We start from the raw sequence: 18,363 nt of genomic DNA on the forward strand, positions 1-18,363 counted from the left end.
CTCTTTGTTGTGATGCAAACTACCACGCGGCAGGACGCCGGCCGGAATCGGCTAAAACCGGTCGGCTAAAACCGGCCGCTCTGCCCGCGCGCGTTACATGTTGAGGGCGCGCTTGTCGGTGGCGAGCGCTGCCTCGCGCATGACTTCGGAGAGCGACGGGTGCGGATGGCAGATGCGGCCGATGTCTTCAGCGGCAGCCTTGAATTCCATCGCCACCACGGCTTCCGCAATCAGGTCCGATGCGTTCGCCGAGATGATGTGCACGCCGAGCAGCTCGTCGGTCTTCGCGTCGGCGATCATCTTCACAAAGCCGTCGGCCTTGTTGATGCCAAGCGCGCGGCCGTTCGCCATGAACGGGAACTGGCCCGTCTTGATCTCGCGGCCTTCGGCCTTCAGTTGCTGCTCCGTCTTGCCGACCCATGCGATTTCCGGCTCGGTGTAGATCACCCACGGAATGCAGTTGTAGTCGATGTGCGGCTTCTGGCCGTCGATGATTTCGGCGACCAGCACGCCTTCGTCTTCAGCTTTGTGCGCGAGCATCGGGCCACGCACCACGTCGCCGATCGCATACACGTTCGGCAGCGCCGTACGGCAGTGGTCGTCGATGTCGATGAAACCACGCTCGTTCGCCTTCAGGCCGATCGCTTCGAGGCCGAGGTTATCGGTATTCGGCACGCGACCGACCGACACGATCAGGCGGTCGGCTTCGAGCTTCTGCGCGTTGCCGTCCTTGTCGGTGTAGTTGATCGTGACGTTCTTGTCGGTCGTCGTGACTTCACCGACCTTCACGCCAACGTGAATGTCGAGACCTTGCTTCTTGAACAGCTTGGCGGCTTCCTTCGCGAGTGCCTGGTCAGCGGCGCCGAGGAATTCCGGCAGCGCTTCGAGGACCGTGACGTCTGCGCCAAGACGGCGCCACACCGAGCCGAGCTCCAGGCCGATGACGCCCGCGCCAATGACGGCGAGCTTCTTCGGCACGGCGTCGAACGCGAGCGCGCCTTCGTTGTCGGCGACGATCTTGTTGTCGACCGGAATGCCCGGCAGATGACGCGCCTTCGAACCCGTCGCGATGATGACGTTCTTCGCCGAGACGACTTCGGTCTCGCCTTCACCGCTCACTTCGATCTGCACGCCGGCGTCGTTCTTGCCGACGAACTTGCCGTGGCCCTTGAGCCACGTGATCTTGTTCTTGCGGAACAGGAACTCGATACCCTTCGTCATCTTTTCGACGATGGCGTCCTTGCGGCCCATCATCTTCGTGACGTCGATCTTGACGTCCGACACGCTGATGCCGTGGTCTTCCAGGTGATGCTGGGCGTTCTCAAACTGCTCCGACGAAGCGAGCAGCGCCTTCGACGGAATGCAGCCGACGTTCAGGCAGGTACCGCCGAGCTTCAGCGTGCCGGCCGGGTTTTTCCACTTTTCGATGCACGCAACGGACTTGCCGAGCTGCGCGGCGCGAATCGCTGCGATGTAGCCGCCGGGGCCGGCACCGATCACGACGACGTCAAATTCTTTGGACATGGTTATCCTTTCGTGACTTGGGCGCGGCGCGCGGGCGGCGGCTTCCACCGCCCGCGCGCGAGAGCGCCCAGAGTGAGACTTGATGCTTCGGGACTGAATAGCCCGATAAGCGACCCGATTACAGGTCGAGCAGCAGGCGAGCCGGATCTTCCAGCGCGTCCTTCATCGCGACCAGCGACAGGACAGCTTCGCGGCCGTCGATGATGCGGTGGTCGTACGACATCGCGAGGTAGTTCATCGGACGGATCACGATCTGGCCGTTCTCGACAACCGCGCGCTCCTTCGTGGCGTGCACGCCGAGAATTGCCGACTGCGGCGGGTTGATGATCGGGGTCGAGAGCATCGAGCCGAACACACCGCCGTTCGAGATCGAGAACGTACCGCCCGTCATTTCCTCGATCGAAAGCTTGCCGTCCTTCGCCTTCTGGCCGAATTCAGCAATCTTCTTCTCGATGTCCGCGAGGCTCATTTGATCCGCGTTGCGCAGGATCGGCACAACGAGACCGCGCGGCGAGCCGACAGCGATACCGATGTCGAAGTAGCCGTGATAGACGATGTCGTTGCCGTCGATCGACGCGTTCACGAGCGGGAACTTCTTCAGCGCGTGGACAGCCGCCTTGACGAAGAACGACATGAAGCCGAGCTTCACGCCGTGTTCCTTCTCGAACTTGTCCTTGTACTTGTTGCGCAGGTCCATGACCGGCGCCATGTTCACTTCGTTGAACGTCGTGAGGATGGCGTTGGTTTGCTGCGACTCGAGCAGACGCTCAGCGATACGCGCACGCAGACGCGACATCGGCACGCGCTGTTCCGGACGGTCGTTGAGGAACGTGGCAGCCGATGCCGGTGCGCCGACTTGCGGCAGCGACGGCTTCGCGGCAGCAGGCTTCGCAGCCGGTGCGGCAGCGGGAGCGGCCTTCGGCGCGCCGGCGCCGAGCACGTCCTGCTTCGTGATGCGGCCATCGCGGCCCGTGCCGCCAACGTCCGAACCCGACAGGCCCTTCTCGGCCATCAGCTTCGAAGCGGCGGGCGAGGCAACGGTGCTGCTCGCGCTCGACGCCGCAGCGGCGGCTGCCGGAGCAGCAGCGGGTGCAGCGGCCGGAGCGGCAGCAGCAGCCGGAGCGGCAACGGCGCCAGCCTTGGCTTCCGTGTCGATCTTCGCGATCACCTGATCGGCGACGACGGTGTCACCGTCATTGGCGACGATCTCGGCCAGCACGCCGGCGGCCGGTGCGGGCACTTCGAGCACGACCTTGTCGGTCTCGAGTTCGATGAGGATTTCGTCCTGGGCAACAGCTTCGCCCGGCTTCTTCTTCCACTGCAGCATGGTGGCTTCCGAAACCGATTCCGAAAGCTGGGGGACCTTGACTTCAACAATAGCCATTTGAATTTCCTGAATACGTGTCTAGGACGAACCGGTTCGCGCACGTGATGAGTGCGGGAAAGCGCGTGTCAGTTGGTACACGCCTGGTACACACTTTCCCGGTTCGATTTGCTCTATCTAGCGTGGCAACTGCGGCTTAATACGTTGGCTTACTTCGCGACCTGCGCGCCCTTCAGGCGGCCGAACGCACCTTCGATCAGCGCCTTCTGCTGCTCGTAGTGCTTCGCGTAGTAGCCGACGGCCGGCGAGGCAGATGCAGGACGGCCGCTGTACGCGAGCTTCTGTCCTTCCTTCATGCCTTCCTTCAGGTGGTGCTCGATGTAGAACCACGGGCCCTGATTCTGCGGCTCGTCCTGCACCCAGACCACTTCGGTCGCGTTGTCGAACTTCTTCATTTCCGCTTCGAACTGCTTGTGCGCGAACGGATAGAGCTGCTCGATACGAAGGATCGCGACGTCGTTCGCATTCGCTTCGCGGCGATGAGCGACCAGGTCGTAATACACGCGGCCCGAGCAGGCCACGACGCGCTTGACCTTCTTCGGATCGATCGACTCGTCCGTTTCGCTGAGGACCGGCTGGAACGAGCCCTTCGCCAGTTCCGACAGATCCGACACGGCTTCCTTGTGACGCAGCAACGACTTCGGCGTGAAGACGATGAGCGGCTTGCGGAAGAGGCGGATCATCTGGCGACGCAGCAGGTGGAAAATCTGCGCCGGCGTGGTCGGCTGGACGACCTGCATGTTGTGATCGGCGCACAGCTGCAGGAAACGTTCGATACGTGCCGACGAGTGCTCCGGACCCTGACCTTCATAGCCGTGCGGCAGCAGCATCGTGAGACCCGATACGCGGCCCCACTTCACTTCGCCCGACGAGATGAACTGGTCGATCACGACCTGCGCGCCGTTGACGAAGTCGCCGAACTGACCTTCCCACGCGACGAACGTGTTCGGCTCAGCGGTCGAGTAACCGTATTCGAAGCCCAGCACTGCCTCTTCCGACAGCACCGAGTCGATCACCGTGAAGTTCGCCTGGTTCTCGCTGACGTTCTGCAGCGGAACGTACGTGCCGTCGTTCCAGCGCTCGCGGTTCTGGTCGTGCAGCACCGCGTGACGGTGCGTGAACGTGCCGCGGCCCGAGTCCTGGCCCGTGAGACGCACGGCGTAGCCCGAAGAAACCAGCGACGCGAACGCGAGGTGCTCGCCCATGCCCCAGTCGAGCTTCGCTTCGCCCTGGCCCATCACACGACGGTCCTTGATGACGCGCTCGACGAGCGGGTGAACCTTGAAGTTCTCCGGAATCGTCGTGATGCGTTCTGCGAGGCGCTTGAGTTCGGCGAGCGGCACAGCCGTGTCGGCAGCATCGGTCCACTTGCGGTTCAGGAACGGCATCCAGTCCACCGCGTACTTGCTCTTGTAGTTCGAGAGCACCGGGTCGACCGTGTGATGGCCTTCGTCCATCGCCGCGCGGTATTCCTTGACGTAGTTGTCCGCGTCGGCTGCCGTGATCACGCCCTGCTGCACGAGCTTCTCGGCATACAGCGCACGGGTGCCCGGGTGCTGCGCGATCTTCTTGTACATGAGCGGCTGCGTGACCGCCGGCGTGTCCTGCTCGTTGTGACCCAGCTTGCGGAAGCAGACGATATCGACGACGACGTCCTTATGGAACTGCATCCGGAAGTCGATGGCGATCTGCGTGGCGAGCACGACGGCTTCGGGATCGTCGCCGTTCACGTGCAGCACCGGCGCTTCGATCATCTTGACCACGTCGGTACAGTAGAGCGTCGAGCGCGCGTCACGCGGGTCCGACGTCGTGAAACCGATCTGGTTGTTGATGACGATGTGCAGCGTGCCGTGCGTGCCGTAACCGCGCGTCTGTGCGAGGTTCAGCGTTTCCATCACGACGCCCTGGCCCGCGAAGGCCGCGTCGCCGTGGATCTGGACCGGCAGCACTTGCAGGCCGTTGTCGTCGCCACGGCGGTCCATACGGGCCTTGGCCGAGCCTTCGACAACCGGGTTGACGATTTCGAGGTGCGACGGGTTGAACGCGAGCGACAGGTGGACCGGGCCGCCTTCGGTCGCCATATCGGACGAGAAACCCTTGTGGTACTTCACGTCGCCTGCCGGCAGGTCGTCGACGTGTTTGCCTTCGAATTCGGCGAAGAGGTCAGCCGGCATCTTGCCGAGCGTATTGACCAGCACGTTCAGGCGGCCGCGGTGGGCCATGCCGATGACGATTTCCTGCACGCCCTTGGCGCCTGCGTGGCGTACGACTTCATCCATCGAGGCGATGAAGCTCTCTCCGCCTTCGAGCGAGAAGCGCTTCTGGCCGACGTACTTGGTATGCAGGAAGCGCTCGAGGCCTTCGCCAGCCGTCAGGCGCCGCAGGATGTGCTTCTTCTTGTCGCTGGAGAAGTTCGGGGTCGAGCGGATCGACTCCAGACGCTCTTTCCACCAGCGCTTCTGTTCCGGATCGCTGATGTACATGTATTCGGCACCGATCGTGCCGCAGTACGTATCGCGCAGACCCTTGACGATCTCGCGCAGCGTCGCACGCTCGAAACCGAAGTACAGGTTCGTCGCGCTGAACGTCTGGTCCATGTCGGCTTCGGTGAAGTCGTAGAACGCAGGCTCGAGCTCGGGGATATTCGGACGTTCGCGGCGCTTGAGCGGATCGAGGTTGGCCCATTGCGAGCCAAGGAAACGATACGCGCCGATCAGCGACTGAACGTAGACTTGCTTGCGCGCCGTGGCGAGATCTTCGCCGCCGCCGCGCGGGAGGAATGCGTTGGCCTTGGCACGCTGGGCAAACGACTCGACGATCGGCCCGTGGGCGACGTCGCTGTCGGCCGTGCCACTCGACGACGGCACGTTTTGCAGTGCGTCGAAGTATTCACGCCAGGTGTCCGGAACGGACGCGGGGTTATCAAGATATGCTTCGTATAGCTCTTCGACATACGGAGCATTACCGCCGAACAGGTAGGAGTTCAGCTGGAACTGCTTCATCGTTTCCGACATTTACGCTCACCTTTCTTCGAGTTTCTCGAGAAATAGCGGGTTACTCAACCTTCCGCGCCACGGCCTGACCGTTTAGCGGATTGCGAATCAAGTCTGCTTGGAAGGACCTAAATCATGCATCCGCGGAGGATATCACATAAGTGATATCCCCTAAAGGATGCAATGCGGCACAGGATCGCACGCAAACCCTTTGTACATGGGCCTTTGCGGCGATTGCGACACACTCTTTCTGCACCGCAACACAATTCCCGCCGGACGCAAAAAAGCCGCCCCCATAGGGGCGGCTTCCTCGCTGCGTCCTTACTTGCATTGCGGTGCGCAAAATCGCTGGCCCGACTTAATCGGCAGCGCCTTCGCGGCTCGCGCGGCGACGCTCGTGTTCCTTCAGGTGGCGCTTGCGCAGACGGATCGACTGCGGCGTCACTTCCACGAGTTCGTCGTCGTCGATGAATTCGACGGCGTATTCGAGCGACATCTGGATCGGCGGAACGAGGCGCACGGCTTCGTCGGTGCCCGACGCGCGGACGTTGGTCAGCTGCTTGCCCTTGATCGGATTCACGACGAGGTCGTTGTCGCGGCTGTGGATGCCGATGATCATGCCTTCATACAGCGCGTCACCCGGCTTCACGAACATGCGGCCGCGGTCCTGCAGCTTCCACAGCGCGTAGGCAACAGCCGCGCCGTCGTCCTGCGAGATCAGCACGCCGTTGCGGCGCTCGCCGAGCGTACCTTCCTTGATCGGACCGTATGCGTCAAACACGTGGCTCATGAGGCCCGTACCACGCGTGAGCGTCATGAACTCGCCCTGGAAGCCGATCAGGCCACGTGCCGGAATGCGGTATTCCAGACGCGTGCGGCCACGGGCGTCCGAGGCCATGTCGAGCATTTCGCCCTTGCGGCGGCCCAGCTCTTCCATCACGCCGCCCTGGTGGGCGTCTTCGACGTCGACGGTCAGCATTTCGTACGGCTCCTGCTTTACGCCGTCGACTTCGTGCAGCACCACGCGCGGACGCGACACGGCCAGCTCGTAGCCTTCGCGGCGCATGTTTTCGATCAGGATCGTGAGGTGCAGCTCGCCGCGGCCCGACACTTCGAACGTGGTTTCGTCGCCGGTGTCTTTCACGCGCAGCGCGACGTTGTGGTTCAGCTCCTTCGTGAGACGGTCGCGGATCTGGCGGCTCGTCACGAACTTGCCTTCCTTGCCCGCGAGCGGCGACGAATTCACGAGGAAGTTCATCGTGAGCGTCGGCTCGTCCACCGTGATCATCGGCAGGGCTTCGGGGTTGTCGACCGCGCAGATCGTGGCGCCGATGCCGATGTCTTCAATGCCGTTGATCAGCACGATGTCGCCGGCTTCCGCCGATTCGACCTGCACGCGCTCCAGGCCGCTGAACGACAGCACCTGGTTGATCTTGCGGTTCATCACCTCGCCTTCCGGGCCGAAACGCAGCGCCACGGGCTGGCCCGGCTTGATGCGGCCGCGCTTGATGCGGCCCACGCCGATACGGCCGACGTAGGTCGAAAAGTCGAGCGACGTGATCTGCAGCTGGAGCGGACCTTCCGGATCGGCGTCGCGCACCGGCACGTGTTCGAGGATCGCCTCGAACAGCGGGCGCATGTCGCCGTCGCGCGCATCTGCGCTGAGCGACGCGTAGCCGTTCAGGCCCGACGCGTACACGACCGGGAAGTCGAGCTGCTCTTCGGTCGCGCCGAGCTTGTCGAACAGATCGAACGTCTGGTTGATGACCCAGTCGATGCGCGCGCCCGGACGGTCGATCTTGTTGACGACGACGATCGGCTTCAGGCCGAGCGCGAGCGCCTTCTTCGTGACGAAGCGCGTCTGCGGCATCGGACCTTCGACGGCGTCGACGAGCAGCAGCACGGAGTCGACCATCGACAGCACGCGCTCCACCTCGCCGCCGAAGTCGGCGTGGCCCGGGGTGTCGACGATGTTGATGTGGGTGCCTTCGTACTCGACCGCGCAGTTCTTGGCGAGAATCGTGATGCCGCGCTCTTTTTCGATGTCGTTCGAGTCCATGACACGTTCGGCGATCTGCTGGTTGTCGCGGAAGGTGCCGGACTGGCGCAGCAGTTGGTCGACGAGCGTGGTCTTGCCGTGGTCGACGTGGGCAATGATGGCGATGTTGCGAAGGGCGCGGGACATAGGAACCTGGGTACAGTTAGGTGCGCAAGGGGGCGTCGGGCATCACTATTCGGGAGCGCTACGACTTCGATGCCCCGACGTTGATACCCCATTCGTCCGCTGTCATTGGCCCGGCGCCGGATGGACCGGCACAACCCGAGGCAAAAGCACACTCTTGGGAACCTGAAATTATAGCATGTGCAGATGACTCTCTCTGACACATGTCTTCACGGCGCCCTGCAATGCAATGGAGGGCGTGGCGGAATAACGGCGATGAACGCGTGGGGATGAAGTGCGGTGGGGCAAAGACGGGGCGAAACCAACTATTAACCCCACTGGTACCGGGGATTTTCCCATACGACCCCAAGATGATTAAGCCCCGATTCTGCAAAGGTTTTTCAGCAAACGCGTAATTGACGCTTGCCGCGTCAAGTAACCGCACTCTATAATCCCTGCCTGGTCAACCATTGCAGGCGCAGCAGAATCATGACGGACCCGACACCTACACCACTGTCCGAAGTCGTCGAATACGACTTCGGAGAAAGCGTCGGCTATCTCATCTCGCGCGTGAAATCGACCATGTCGAACCTGATCAACCAGCGCACCGTCGCCGAGTTGGGCGTGACGGTTCAGCAGGCAAGCGTGCTGTTCATGGTCGCGAGCGGCAAGTGTGTGCTCGCCGCGGAACTCGCGCGCGAGTACGGGATCGACGCGAGCGCCGTGACGCGCCTCGTCGACCGGCTGGAAAAGCGGGGGCTGCTCAAACGCGTGCGTAGTTCCGAGGACCGCCGCGCAGTGCGCCTCGCGCTCACGACCGAGGGACAGTCCATCGCCGCGCGTATGCCGGCGATCTTCACCGGCATCGCCGCAACGCTCCTGAACGGCCTCTCGCCCGAGGAAGTCGGCTTCCTGAAGAGCATGCTGCGGCGGGTACTTGCGAACGGCTGCGAGGCCAGCCAAAACACAAATCAAAACCCAGGCCAGAACGCGCCCACCAATTCATGACGGGGCAATCAAATTTGAAAGCGTCGCAAAATAAAATCGCTGCAGCGTCCAGTATCACTTTCACTTCTCACGCGTCGAGACGAGCAATGAACTCCCCTTTCATGTCCCGGATAGCGCTATCACGGCCAGTGTCGTGCCGGGCTGCCGTTGCCGCCGCGGTAACGGCGTTGGCCCTTTCGGGATGCGTGAACTACTTCGGCATCCGGAGCGACAAGACCATCGCCCAGCCGCAGCAGTTCGAGACCTCGCAGAGCATTCCCTCGCAGGGCGGCCAGTGGCCCAGGCTCGAGTGGGCCAACCAGTTCGGCGACCCGCAGTTGCCGAAGCTGATCGACGAAGCGCTCGAAGGCAGCCCGACGATCGCACAGGCGCAGGCTCGCATCGCCAAGGCGTCGTCGTACATCGAGTCGTCGAGGTCCGCGCTCTTCCCGAAGGCCAGCGCGAGTTACTCATGGACCCGCGAACTGTACTCGGCCAACGCGCTCTTCCCGCCGCCCTACGGCGGCACGTGGTATAGCGAGAACAATGTGCTCGCGAGCGCCTCCTGGGACCTCGACCTCTGGGGCAAGAACCGCCAGCGCCTCGCGCAGGCGGTCTCCACACAGAGAGCCACGCTCGCCGACATGCAGCAGGCGCGCATCACGCTCGCCGCCTCGGTCGCGCGCACCTATAACCAGCTCGCGCAGCTTTACGCGCTACGTGACATCGCGGTGAGCGAGATCGACAACCGCAAGACGATCGGCACGATCACGAACGGGCGCGTCGTAGCGGGCCTCGACACCAACGTCGAACGTCAGACCGCGAACGGCAACATCGCGACGAGCCAGGCGAACCTCTCGCAGATCGACGGCCAGATCGAGTCGGTGCGCTACCAGCTCGGCGCGCTGCTCGGCAAGGGCCCGGACCGCGGCCTGCAGATCGCGCAGCCGGTGCTGAACCCCGCTGCCAACCTCACGCTGCCCGACAACCTGCCCGCCGACCTCGTGTCGCGCCGCCCGGACATCGTCGCGGCACGCTGGCAAATCGAAGCCGCGATGCACGACGTCAAGGAAGCCAAGGCCGAGTTCTATCCCGACGTGAACCTCGCGGCGGGCTTCGGTTTCGATGCATTCGGCTGGGGCAAATTCCTGACCTCGTCGAGCCGGCAAATTCAGTTCGGCCCGGCAATCCATCTGCCGATCTTCGACGCGGGCGCGCTGCGGGCGCAGCTGAGAGGCCGTTACGCCGACTTCGAACTCGACGTGGCGAACTACAACCAGACGCTCATCGGCGCGTTCCAGGACGTCGCGACCCAAGTGTCGTCGATCCGCTCGGCCGACCGGCAGCTCGTCGACGCACAGCGCGCGCTCGACGCATCGACGAATGCGTTCCAGCTCGCCGTGATCCGCTACAAGGCGGGCCTCTCCGAACAGCTCCAGGTCCTCAACGCCGACCAGAACCGCCTCGCGGCCGAACAGACCGTAGCGAACCTGAAGGCCCAGCGGCGCGACGACCAGATGGCGCTCATCAAGGCGCTCGGCGGCGGCTTCGACGCACAAAGCTCGGACCTCGTGCCACCGACCGAAATCGGCAGCGAGGCGAAGGGGCCGAACGGTGCGCCGTGGAGCGGTGTGCCGTGGAGCGGCACGATGGTGCCCGCCCAAAGCGCAACGGCGGCAGCAACGCCGTCGAACTGAGACCGCACCCGCACGATTAATACAGCCTCGATCGAATCATCGACCGAACAGCAAGAGAGAACCCGGAGATCATTTCCATGAGCACCCCCCAGCAACCGGCAGCCAATCCGCAGCCGAGCGCAGGCAACGGCAAGCGCCGCCGCATGATGACGATGCTGATCCTCGTCATCGCGATTGCAGCCATTGCCTACGGCCTCTATTACTTCCTCGTCGCCCGTTTCTCGGAAAGCACCGACGATGCCTACGTGAACGGCAACGTCGTGCAGATCACGCCGCAGGTGACCGGCACGGTCGTCGCGGTGAAGGCCGACGACACGCAGACCGTCAAGGCCGGCGACCCGCTCGTGCTGCTCGACCCTGCTGACTCGCGCATCGCGCTGCAGCAGGCCGAAGCCAATCTCGCGCAGACCGTGCGCCAGGTGCGCGGTCTTTTCGCCGGCGACAGCCAGTACCAGGCCCAGGTCGCAGTGCGCCAGGCCGACCTCTCGCGCGCGCAGGACGACCTGCGCCGCCGCATGCAGGTCGCGCAGACGGGCGCCGTTTCGCAGGAAGAAATCTCGCACGCACGCGATGCCCAGCGAAGCGCCGAAGCCGCACTGGAAGCCGCGCAGCAACAGCTCGCCGCGAACCGTGCGCTGACCGCGAACACGACCATTTCCAACCATCCGAACGTGCTGGCCGCCGCTGCGAAGGTCCGCGACGCGTACCTCGCCAACGCGCGCAATACGCTGCCCGCGCCGGTGACGGGCTACGTCGCGAAGCGCTCGGTGCAGGTCGGACAGCGCGTCGCGCCGGGCACGCCGCTGATGTCGGTCGTGCCGCTGAACGCTCTGTGGGTCGACGCGAACTTCAAGGAGGTGCAGCTCAAGCACATGCGCGTCGGCCAACCGGTCGAGATGAGGGCCGATGTGTACGGTTCGTCGGTGGTCTATCACGGCACGGTGGCGGGCTTCTCGGCGGGCACGGGCTCGGCCTTCTCGCTCTTGCCAGCGCAGAACGCGACGGGCAACTGGATCAAGGTCGTACAACGCCTTCCGGTGCGCATCTTGCTGGATCCGGCTGATCTCGAGAAGCACCCGCTGCGTATTGGCCTCTCGATGACGGTAGACGTGAACATCAAGGACGACACGGGCAGCCAGCTCGGCAACGCGCAAAACACCGTCTATGAGACGGATGTGTTCGACAAGTACGGCAAGGAAGCCGACGACACGATCGCTCGCATCATTGCGGAGAATGCCGGCACCAATGCGTCCGGTTCGGGTCAAGGCGCGGGTAAGAGCACGAACAAAAGCGCTGGCAAGGCGACGGTGTCGTCGGCCCCGCACGCAGCCAAAGTGATGTAAGCCGCACGAGCCCACAAGAAGCGAAGTAATGGCAGAACAACAAAGCGCAGTCCATCCGCCGCTGCAAGGCGCGAAACTCGTGTTCGGCACCATCGCGGTGTCGCTCGCGGTGTTCATGAACGTGCTGGACACCTCGATCGCCAACGTGTCGATTCCGTCGATCTCGGGCGACCTCGGGGTGTCGTCCGATCAGGGCACCTGGGTCATCACGTCGTTCGCCGTCGCAAACGCGATCTCCGTGCCGCTCACAGGATGGCTCACCGACCGCATCGGTCAGGTGCGCCTCTTCATGGCGTCGATCATCCTGTTCGTGATCTCGTCGTGGATGTGCGGTCTTGCGCCCACGCTGCCCTTCCTGCTCGCTTCGCGCGTACTGCAGGGCGCCGTGGCGGGCCCGATGATCCCGCTGTCGCAGACGCTCCTGCTCGCGAGCTATCCGCGCGCGAAGGCGCCGATGGCGCTCTCCATGTGGTCGATGACCACGCTCATCGCACCTGTGGCCGGGCCGATTCTCGGCGGCTGGATCTCCGACAACATCTCGTGGCCGTGGATCTTCTACGTGAACATCCCGGTCGGCATCGTGGCCGCGTTCGCCACGTGGTCGATCTTCCGCGACCGCGACTCGGTCATCAGGAAGGCGCCGATCGACGGCGTCGGCCTCGCCTTGCTGATCGTCTGGGTCGGTTCGCTCCAGGTGATGCTCGACAAGGGCAAGGACCTCGACTGGTTCTCGTCGACGACGATTGTCGTGCTCGCGCTGACCGCCGTCATCGCGTTCGCATTCTTCGTCGTGTGGGAACTGACCGAGAAGCACCCGGTCGTCGATCTCTCGCTCTTTGCGCGGCGCAACTTTACCGGCGGCACCATCGCACTTTCGGTGGGCTACGGCCTCTACTTCGGCAATCTCGTGCTGCTGCCGCTGTGGCTGCAGACCGACATCGGCTACACCGCAACCGACGCAGGCCTCGTGATGGCGCCCGTGGGCTTCTTCGCGATCATGCTCTCGCCGATCACGGGCCGCCTCCTGCCGCGCACCGATCCGCGCTACATCGCGACGTCGGCGTTCATCGTGTTCGCGCTCTGCTTCTGGCTGCGTTCGCGTTACACGACCGGCGTGGACACGTGGGCCCTCACCTTGCCGACGCTGATTCAGGGCATCGGCATGGCAGGCCTGTTTATTCCGCTCGTGTCGATCACGCTGTCAGGACTGCCCGGCAACCGCATTCCAGCCGCATCGGGTCTTTCGAACTTCGTGCGGATCATGTGCGGCGGCATCGGCACGTCGATCTTCGAAACGGCGTGGGATCACCGCACGACGTTTCATCACGCGCGCCTCACCGAGCAGGCCACACCGACGAGCCCGATCTTCAACCAGTCGATGCAGCAAATGCAGAACGTGGCCGGTCTCGACCCGGCGCAGGCACACGGGCTCTTCGACCGGATGCTGTCGCAGCAGGCCGCGCAGCTCGGCGTGAACGATCTGTTCTACATTTCGTCGGCCATTTTCATCGTGCTGATCGCGCTGATCTGGATCACGCGCCCCGAACGCGCGGGCAGCGCGGACGCGGGAGCAGCGGCGTCGGCAGCACACTGAGTCGTCGATCCGGCGGGCGCAACTCACAGCGCCCGCGCAAACGAAAACGGCACGCCGGTTCAGACCGGTGTGCCGTTTCTCTTTGAGCCCCGCGAGACGCCTACGTGGCTGCGCTCACCACCAGCCGCTCGGGCGCGAGCACGCCGTTCGCGGCCTTCGCGACGCCCAGCAACCGGGCGTCGTCGCCATAGACGCGCACGCGCTGCACCTCGCCCCATTGCGCCCGGTCCGCCACAAGCTCATTGAGCGGCAAGCGCTGACCGTGCATGAAACGGCGCGATGCCTCATCGTCGAGCGTCACGGCCGGAAACGTCGAGAGCAACGCGTCGACCGGCTGCAGCCACGCATCGCGGGTGGCATCGTCGGCATCGGAAAGCGTATCGAGCGTCACCGCGTGCTCGAGCGTCAACGCACCTACGCCCGTACGCCGCAGCATCACGAGATGCGCGCCGCAGCCGAGCGCCTCGCCGATATCCTCGGCGAGCGTGCGTACATACGTGCCCTTACTGCACGTCACGCGAAACGTCACGTCCGGAAGATCACACGCGATCATCTCCAGCGCGAGGATCGTCACCTGACGCCCTTCACGCTCGACGACCTGTCCCGCGCGCGCGTATTCATAAAGCGGCTTGCCATCGCGCTTGAGCGCGGAGTACATCGGCGGCACCTGCACGATATCGCCGACGAACTTCGTCATCGCGTCGCGCACAGCGGCTTCGGCGCATGTCACGTCGCGGGTCTCTACGGCATCGCCTTCGGCGTCGCCGGTCGCCGTGCGAATGCCAAGGCGCATGGTCGCCTCGTAGGTCTTGTCGGCGTCGAGCAGATCCTGCGAGAACTTGGTCGCTTCGCCGAAACAAAGCGGCAACAGCCCCGAAGCGAGCGGATCGAGCGTGCCGGTGTGGCCCGCCTTCTTCGCGCGATAGAGCCGCTTCGCACGGATCAATGCGTCGTTGCTGGAAAGACCGACGGGTTTGTCGAGCAGAAGCACGCCGTCGAGCAAGCGACGCGGGACCTTCGGCCGGCCCGAGCCGGCTTGTGTGGGAGAAGAGGATGCTGTCATGTCAGGCAGAACAGACAACCGGACGAATCGCTGACACAAAAGCGCGCCGCCATCCGGCGGGCGTCGCCCTGATGCACGCGCGCGCGCGCCCGGCCGGCCGCGCTTAGTCTTCCTTTGCGCGCGTCGAATTGGCTTCGTCGATGAGGCGCGACATCTCGACGGCCCGCTCGACCGTCTTGTCGTAGTGGAAATGCAGCGTCGGCACGGTATGAATGTGCAGGCGCTTGAAGAGCAGGTTGTGCAGATGGCCCGCTGCGTGGTTCAGCGCATCCTGCGTGGCGTGCGGGTCTCCGGTGAGCGTCGTGAAGTAGACCTTCGCGTGTGCGTAGTCCGGCGTCAGCTCGACGCTCTGGATCGTGACGAGCCCGATGCGCGGGTCCTTCACTTCGCGCGACACGAGTTCGGAAAGATCGCGCTGGATCTGGTCGGCGATCTGCACGTTGCGATTCGGAGAGGAACGTTTTTTCGTCATGATTTATCCACCCAGTTTCGGCGGCCTTAAAACCGGACGGCTTCGCAAACAAAACCGTCCGTACAAAAACAAACGGGCGGGGCTGGCCAGCGCCCGCCCCGCCCGTCTAGCGTCGCGCCTGTTCGTTACAGCGTACGCGCGACTTCCGTGATCTCGAACACCTCGAACTGATCGCCTTCGACGATATCGTTGAAGTTCTTGATCGACATACCGCACTCGAAGCCCTGCTTGACTTCCTTGACGTCGTCCTTGAAGCGCTTGAGCGAATCGAGTTCGCCGGTGTGGATGACCACGTTGTTGCGCAGCACGCGCACCGACGACGAACGCTTGACGATACCGTCCGTGACCATACAGCCGGCCACCGCGCCGACCTTCGGCACCTTGAAGACCTGGCGCACTTCCACCATGCCGATGATGGTCTCGCGCTTTTCCGGCGGGAGCATGCCCGACATCGCGGCCTTCACCTCATCCACAGCGTCATAGATGATGTTGTAGTAACGGATATCGACGCCGTTTGCTTCGGCCAGCTTGCGCGCCTGAGCATCGGCACGCGTGTTGAAGCCGATGATGACCGCCTTCGAAGCCGTTGCAAGGTTGACGTCGTTTTCGCTGATGCCGCCAACCGCGCCGTGCACGATCTGCACGCGCACTTCGTCGGTGGAAAGCTTGAGCAGCGCGTGAACGAGTGCTTCCTGCGAGCCCTGCACGTCGGCCTTGACGATGAGCGGCAGGTACTGCACTTCGCCTTCGCCCATCTGCTCGAGCATGTTTTCGAGCTTCGCGGCCTGCTGCTTCGCAAGCTTGACGTCGCGGAACTTGCCCTGGCGGAACAGCGCGATTTCGCGCGCCTTGCGCTCATCGGGCAGCACGATGACTTCTTCGCCGGCAGCCGGCACTTCCGAGAGACCCTGGATTTCGACCGGGATCGACGGACCCGCCGACTTCGTCGGCTTGCCGGTTTCGTCGAGCATGGCACGCACGCGACCGTAGGCGCTGCCCGCGAGGACAACGTCACCACGATTGAGCGTACCCGAACGCACGAGCACCGTCGCAACCGGACCCTTACCCTTGTCGAGCTTCGCTTCGATCACGAGGCCCTTCGCGGGTGCTTCGACCGGCGCCGTCAGTTCCAGCACTTCGGCCTGCAGCAGCACGTTTTCGAGCAGATCGTCGATGCCCGCGCCAGTCTTCGCCGACACCGGCACGAACGGCGAATCGCCACCGTACTCTTCCGGCACCACGCCTTCCGCGACGAGTTCCTGCTTCACGCGATCGAGATTCGCGTCAGGCTTGTCGATCTTGTTGATCGCGACGACGAGCGGCACGCCGCCTGCCTTCGCGTGGGAGATCGCTTCCTTCGTCTGCGGCATCACGCCGTCGTCGGCCGCGACCACGAGAATCACGATGTCGGTGGCCAGCGCACCGCGTGCACGCATGGCCGTAAAGGCCTCGTGACCCGGTGTGTCGAGGAACGTGATGACGCCACGCGGCGTTTCGACGTGGTAAGCGCCGATGTGCTGCGTAATGCCGCCCGCTTCGCCCGCGGCAACCTTCGCGCGACGGATGTAGTCGAGCAGTGACGTCTTGCCGTGGTCGACGTGACCCATGACCGTCACGACCGGCGGACGCGGCAACTGCTCTGCATCCGTCGCCGTTTCCTGGCCTTCGACCAGCAGCGCTTCCGGATCGTCGAGCTTCGCGGCAACCGCACGGTGGCCGAGTTCCTCGACGATGATCATCGCCGTTTCCTGGTCGAGCATCTGGTTGATCGTGACCATCTGGCCCATCTTCATCATCGCCTTGATGACTTCCGATGCCTTCACGGCCATCTTGTGCGCGAGGTCGGCCACCGTGACGGTTTCCGGCACGTGCACTTCACGCACGATCGGCTCGGTCGGCGCCTGGAACGTCGAACCGTTGTCCTGATGCTTGCCGCGGCCCTTCGGACCACCGCGCCAGCCACGGTCGACACCGCCCGAGGAATCGCCACGCGTCTTGATGCCACGACGCTTCGCGGCGTCGTCCTGCCAGCCGCCCTTGCCTGCGCCCGGCTTCTTGTTGCGATCGCCCGCACCGGCGCCCGGTGCACCCGCGGCGGGCGCAGCAGCAGTCGTCGTAGTCGGCTTCTTCGCCCCAGCGCCAGCTGCCGGACGTGCAGCACCTTCCGGACGCGCCGGCTTGTGCAGCGTGCCCTTCGCTTCGGCGGGCTTCGCCGGCTCAGCGGGCTTCGGCGGTTCGACCGGCTTGGCCTGCTGCGCCTTGCGCGGCGTGTTCATCATTTCGCGGATCGCGCGCGCTTCGGCCTCGGCGGCCGCGCGGCGGCGCGAGATCTCTTCCTGCTCCTGGCGCGCCTTTTCAGCGGCCTCGCGCGCGGCGGCCTCGGCCTTCTGCGCGGCTTCGCGCTGGGCAGCACGTTCGGCAGCGGCGCGCTGCTCGTCCTGTTGTTCCTGCTGGACCTGCGATTCCTGCTTCGACTGTGCCTCGGCCGCGGCGCTGCGTTGCGCCTCGACGGCTTGCGCAGCCAGTTCGCGGGCGGCTACGTCCGCTGCGGACTTCTTCTTTGCAGCCTCTTCCTCGGCGCGACGGCGCTCGGCCTCGGCCGCTTCTTCGCGTGCGAGGCGCTCGGCCTCTTCACGGGCGAGAAGCTCCTGGCGCTCCTTGAGCTCCTGAGCCTGACGTTCGAGCAGCTCGGCCTCACGGCGAGCTTCTTCTTCGCGGCGCTGCAGCTCCGCCTCTTCGGCGGCAGCGGCTGCGTCGGCTGCATGATTCGATGCCTCCGCCTGATCGGCGGATTCGTCACGGCGGACGAACGTGCGCTTCTTGCGCACCTCAACCTGAATGGTGCGAGCCTTACCCGTCGCGTCGGACTGCTTGATCTCCGACGTATGCCGGCGCGTCAGCGTGATCTTGCGCTTGTCCGCGTCGGTCGAGCCGTGTGACTTGCGCAAGTGGTCGAGCAGACGCGCCTTGTCGGTTTCCGACAGGGCATCGTCCTCGCTCGCTTTCTGGACGCCCGCCGCCTGCAGCTGCTCAAGCAGCACGCCTGCAGGCATTTTCAGTTCCGCGGCAAATTGGGCTACGTTGTTACTCGCCATTCATTCCTCTTAATGCAAGGAGCGATTCCTTGCGGTTGACATCGGTTCAT

General features: G+C 63.9%; 11 protein-coding genes. 4 read left to right on the top strand and 7 right to left on the bottom strand.

From position 1 onward, the window contains the following. Nucleotides 1-93: 93 nt before the first annotated feature. From lpdA to typA, 4 genes are all read right to left on the bottom strand, one after another. The gene (gene lpdA / locus D1Y85_RS09090; RefSeq protein ID WP_124150714.1) at nt 94-1,524 is read right to left on the bottom strand and encodes a dihydrolipoyl dehydrogenase; all 1,431 of its coding nucleotides are present in this window, start codon (nt 1,522-1,524) and stop codon (nt 94-96) included. A 118-nt stretch (nt 1,525-1,642) separates the two neighbouring features. Further along, nucleotides 1,643-2,908: a 2-oxoglutarate dehydrogenase complex dihydrolipoyllysine-residue succinyltransferase gene (gene odhB, locus D1Y85_RS09095; RefSeq protein WP_124150715.1), complete on the bottom strand. Its 1,266-nt coding sequence runs from the start codon at nt 2,906-2,908 to the stop codon at nt 1,643-1,645. Nucleotides 2,909-3,057: 149 nt separating this feature from the next. Beyond that, nucleotides 3,058-5,922: a 2-oxoglutarate dehydrogenase E1 component gene (locus D1Y85_RS09100; protein ID WP_124150716.1), complete on the bottom strand. Its 2,865-nt coding sequence runs from the start codon at nt 5,920-5,922 to the stop codon at nt 3,058-3,060. Between the two features lie 337 nt (nt 5,923-6,259). Continuing rightward, complete coding sequence (typA, locus tag D1Y85_RS09105; protein ID WP_124150717.1) at nt 6,260-8,086, bottom strand: translational GTPase TypA; 1,827 nt, start codon at nt 8,084-8,086, stop codon at nt 6,260-6,262. 465 nt (nt 8,087-8,551) lie between these two features. Here typA and D1Y85_RS09110 point away from each other — a divergent pair, with 465 nt between their 5' ends. The 4 genes from D1Y85_RS09110 (at nt 8,552) to D1Y85_RS09125 (ending at nt 13,683) form a co-directional block, all read left to right on the top strand. Further along, entirely contained in the window at nt 8,552-9,070 is a 519-nt protein-coding gene (locus D1Y85_RS09110; protein ID WP_124150718.1) for a MarR family winged helix-turn-helix transcriptional regulator, read from the top strand. Between the two features lie 101 nt (nt 9,071-9,171). Further along, nucleotides 9,172-10,746 (top strand): efflux transporter outer membrane subunit, encoded by a 1,575-nt coding sequence (locus D1Y85_RS09115; protein ID WP_124150792.1) that lies wholly within the window; start codon nt 9,172-9,174, stop codon nt 10,744-10,746. Between the two features lie 77 nt (nt 10,747-10,823). Beyond that, entirely contained in the window at nt 10,824-12,089 is a 1,266-nt protein-coding gene (locus D1Y85_RS09120; protein WP_124150719.1) for an EmrA/EmrK family multidrug efflux transporter periplasmic adaptor subunit, read from the top strand. 28 nt (nt 12,090-12,117) lie between these two features. Beyond that, nucleotides 12,118-13,683, top strand: coding sequence for a DHA2 family efflux MFS transporter permease subunit (locus tag D1Y85_RS09125; protein WP_124150720.1), 1,566 nt, complete (start codon nt 12,118-12,120; stop codon nt 13,681-13,683). A gap of 100 nt (nt 13,684-13,783) precedes the next feature. Here the strand turns inward: D1Y85_RS09125 and truB are convergent, their stop codons facing one another. The 3 genes from truB to infB form a co-directional block, all read right to left on the bottom strand. Continuing rightward, nucleotides 13,784-14,746, bottom strand: coding sequence for a tRNA pseudouridine(55) synthase TruB (truB, locus tag D1Y85_RS09130; protein WP_124150721.1), 963 nt, complete (start codon nt 14,744-14,746; stop codon nt 13,784-13,786). Between the two features lie 103 nt (nt 14,747-14,849). Continuing rightward, nucleotides 14,850-15,218, bottom strand: coding sequence for a 30S ribosome-binding factor RbfA (gene rbfA, locus D1Y85_RS09135; protein WP_124150722.1), 369 nt, complete (start codon nt 15,216-15,218; stop codon nt 14,850-14,852). A 125-nt stretch (nt 15,219-15,343) separates the two neighbouring features. Beyond that, a complete protein-coding gene (gene infB, locus D1Y85_RS09140; RefSeq protein ID WP_124150723.1) occupies nt 15,344-18,313 on the bottom strand; it encodes a translation initiation factor IF-2 in 2,970 nt (989 codons plus the stop codon). Nucleotides 18,314-18,363: the final 50 nt, after the last annotated feature.

The organism is Paraburkholderia dinghuensis (genome assembly GCF_003837865.1).
Lineage (GTDB): Bacteria > Pseudomonadota > Gammaproteobacteria > Burkholderiales > Burkholderiaceae > Paraburkholderia > Paraburkholderia dinghuensis.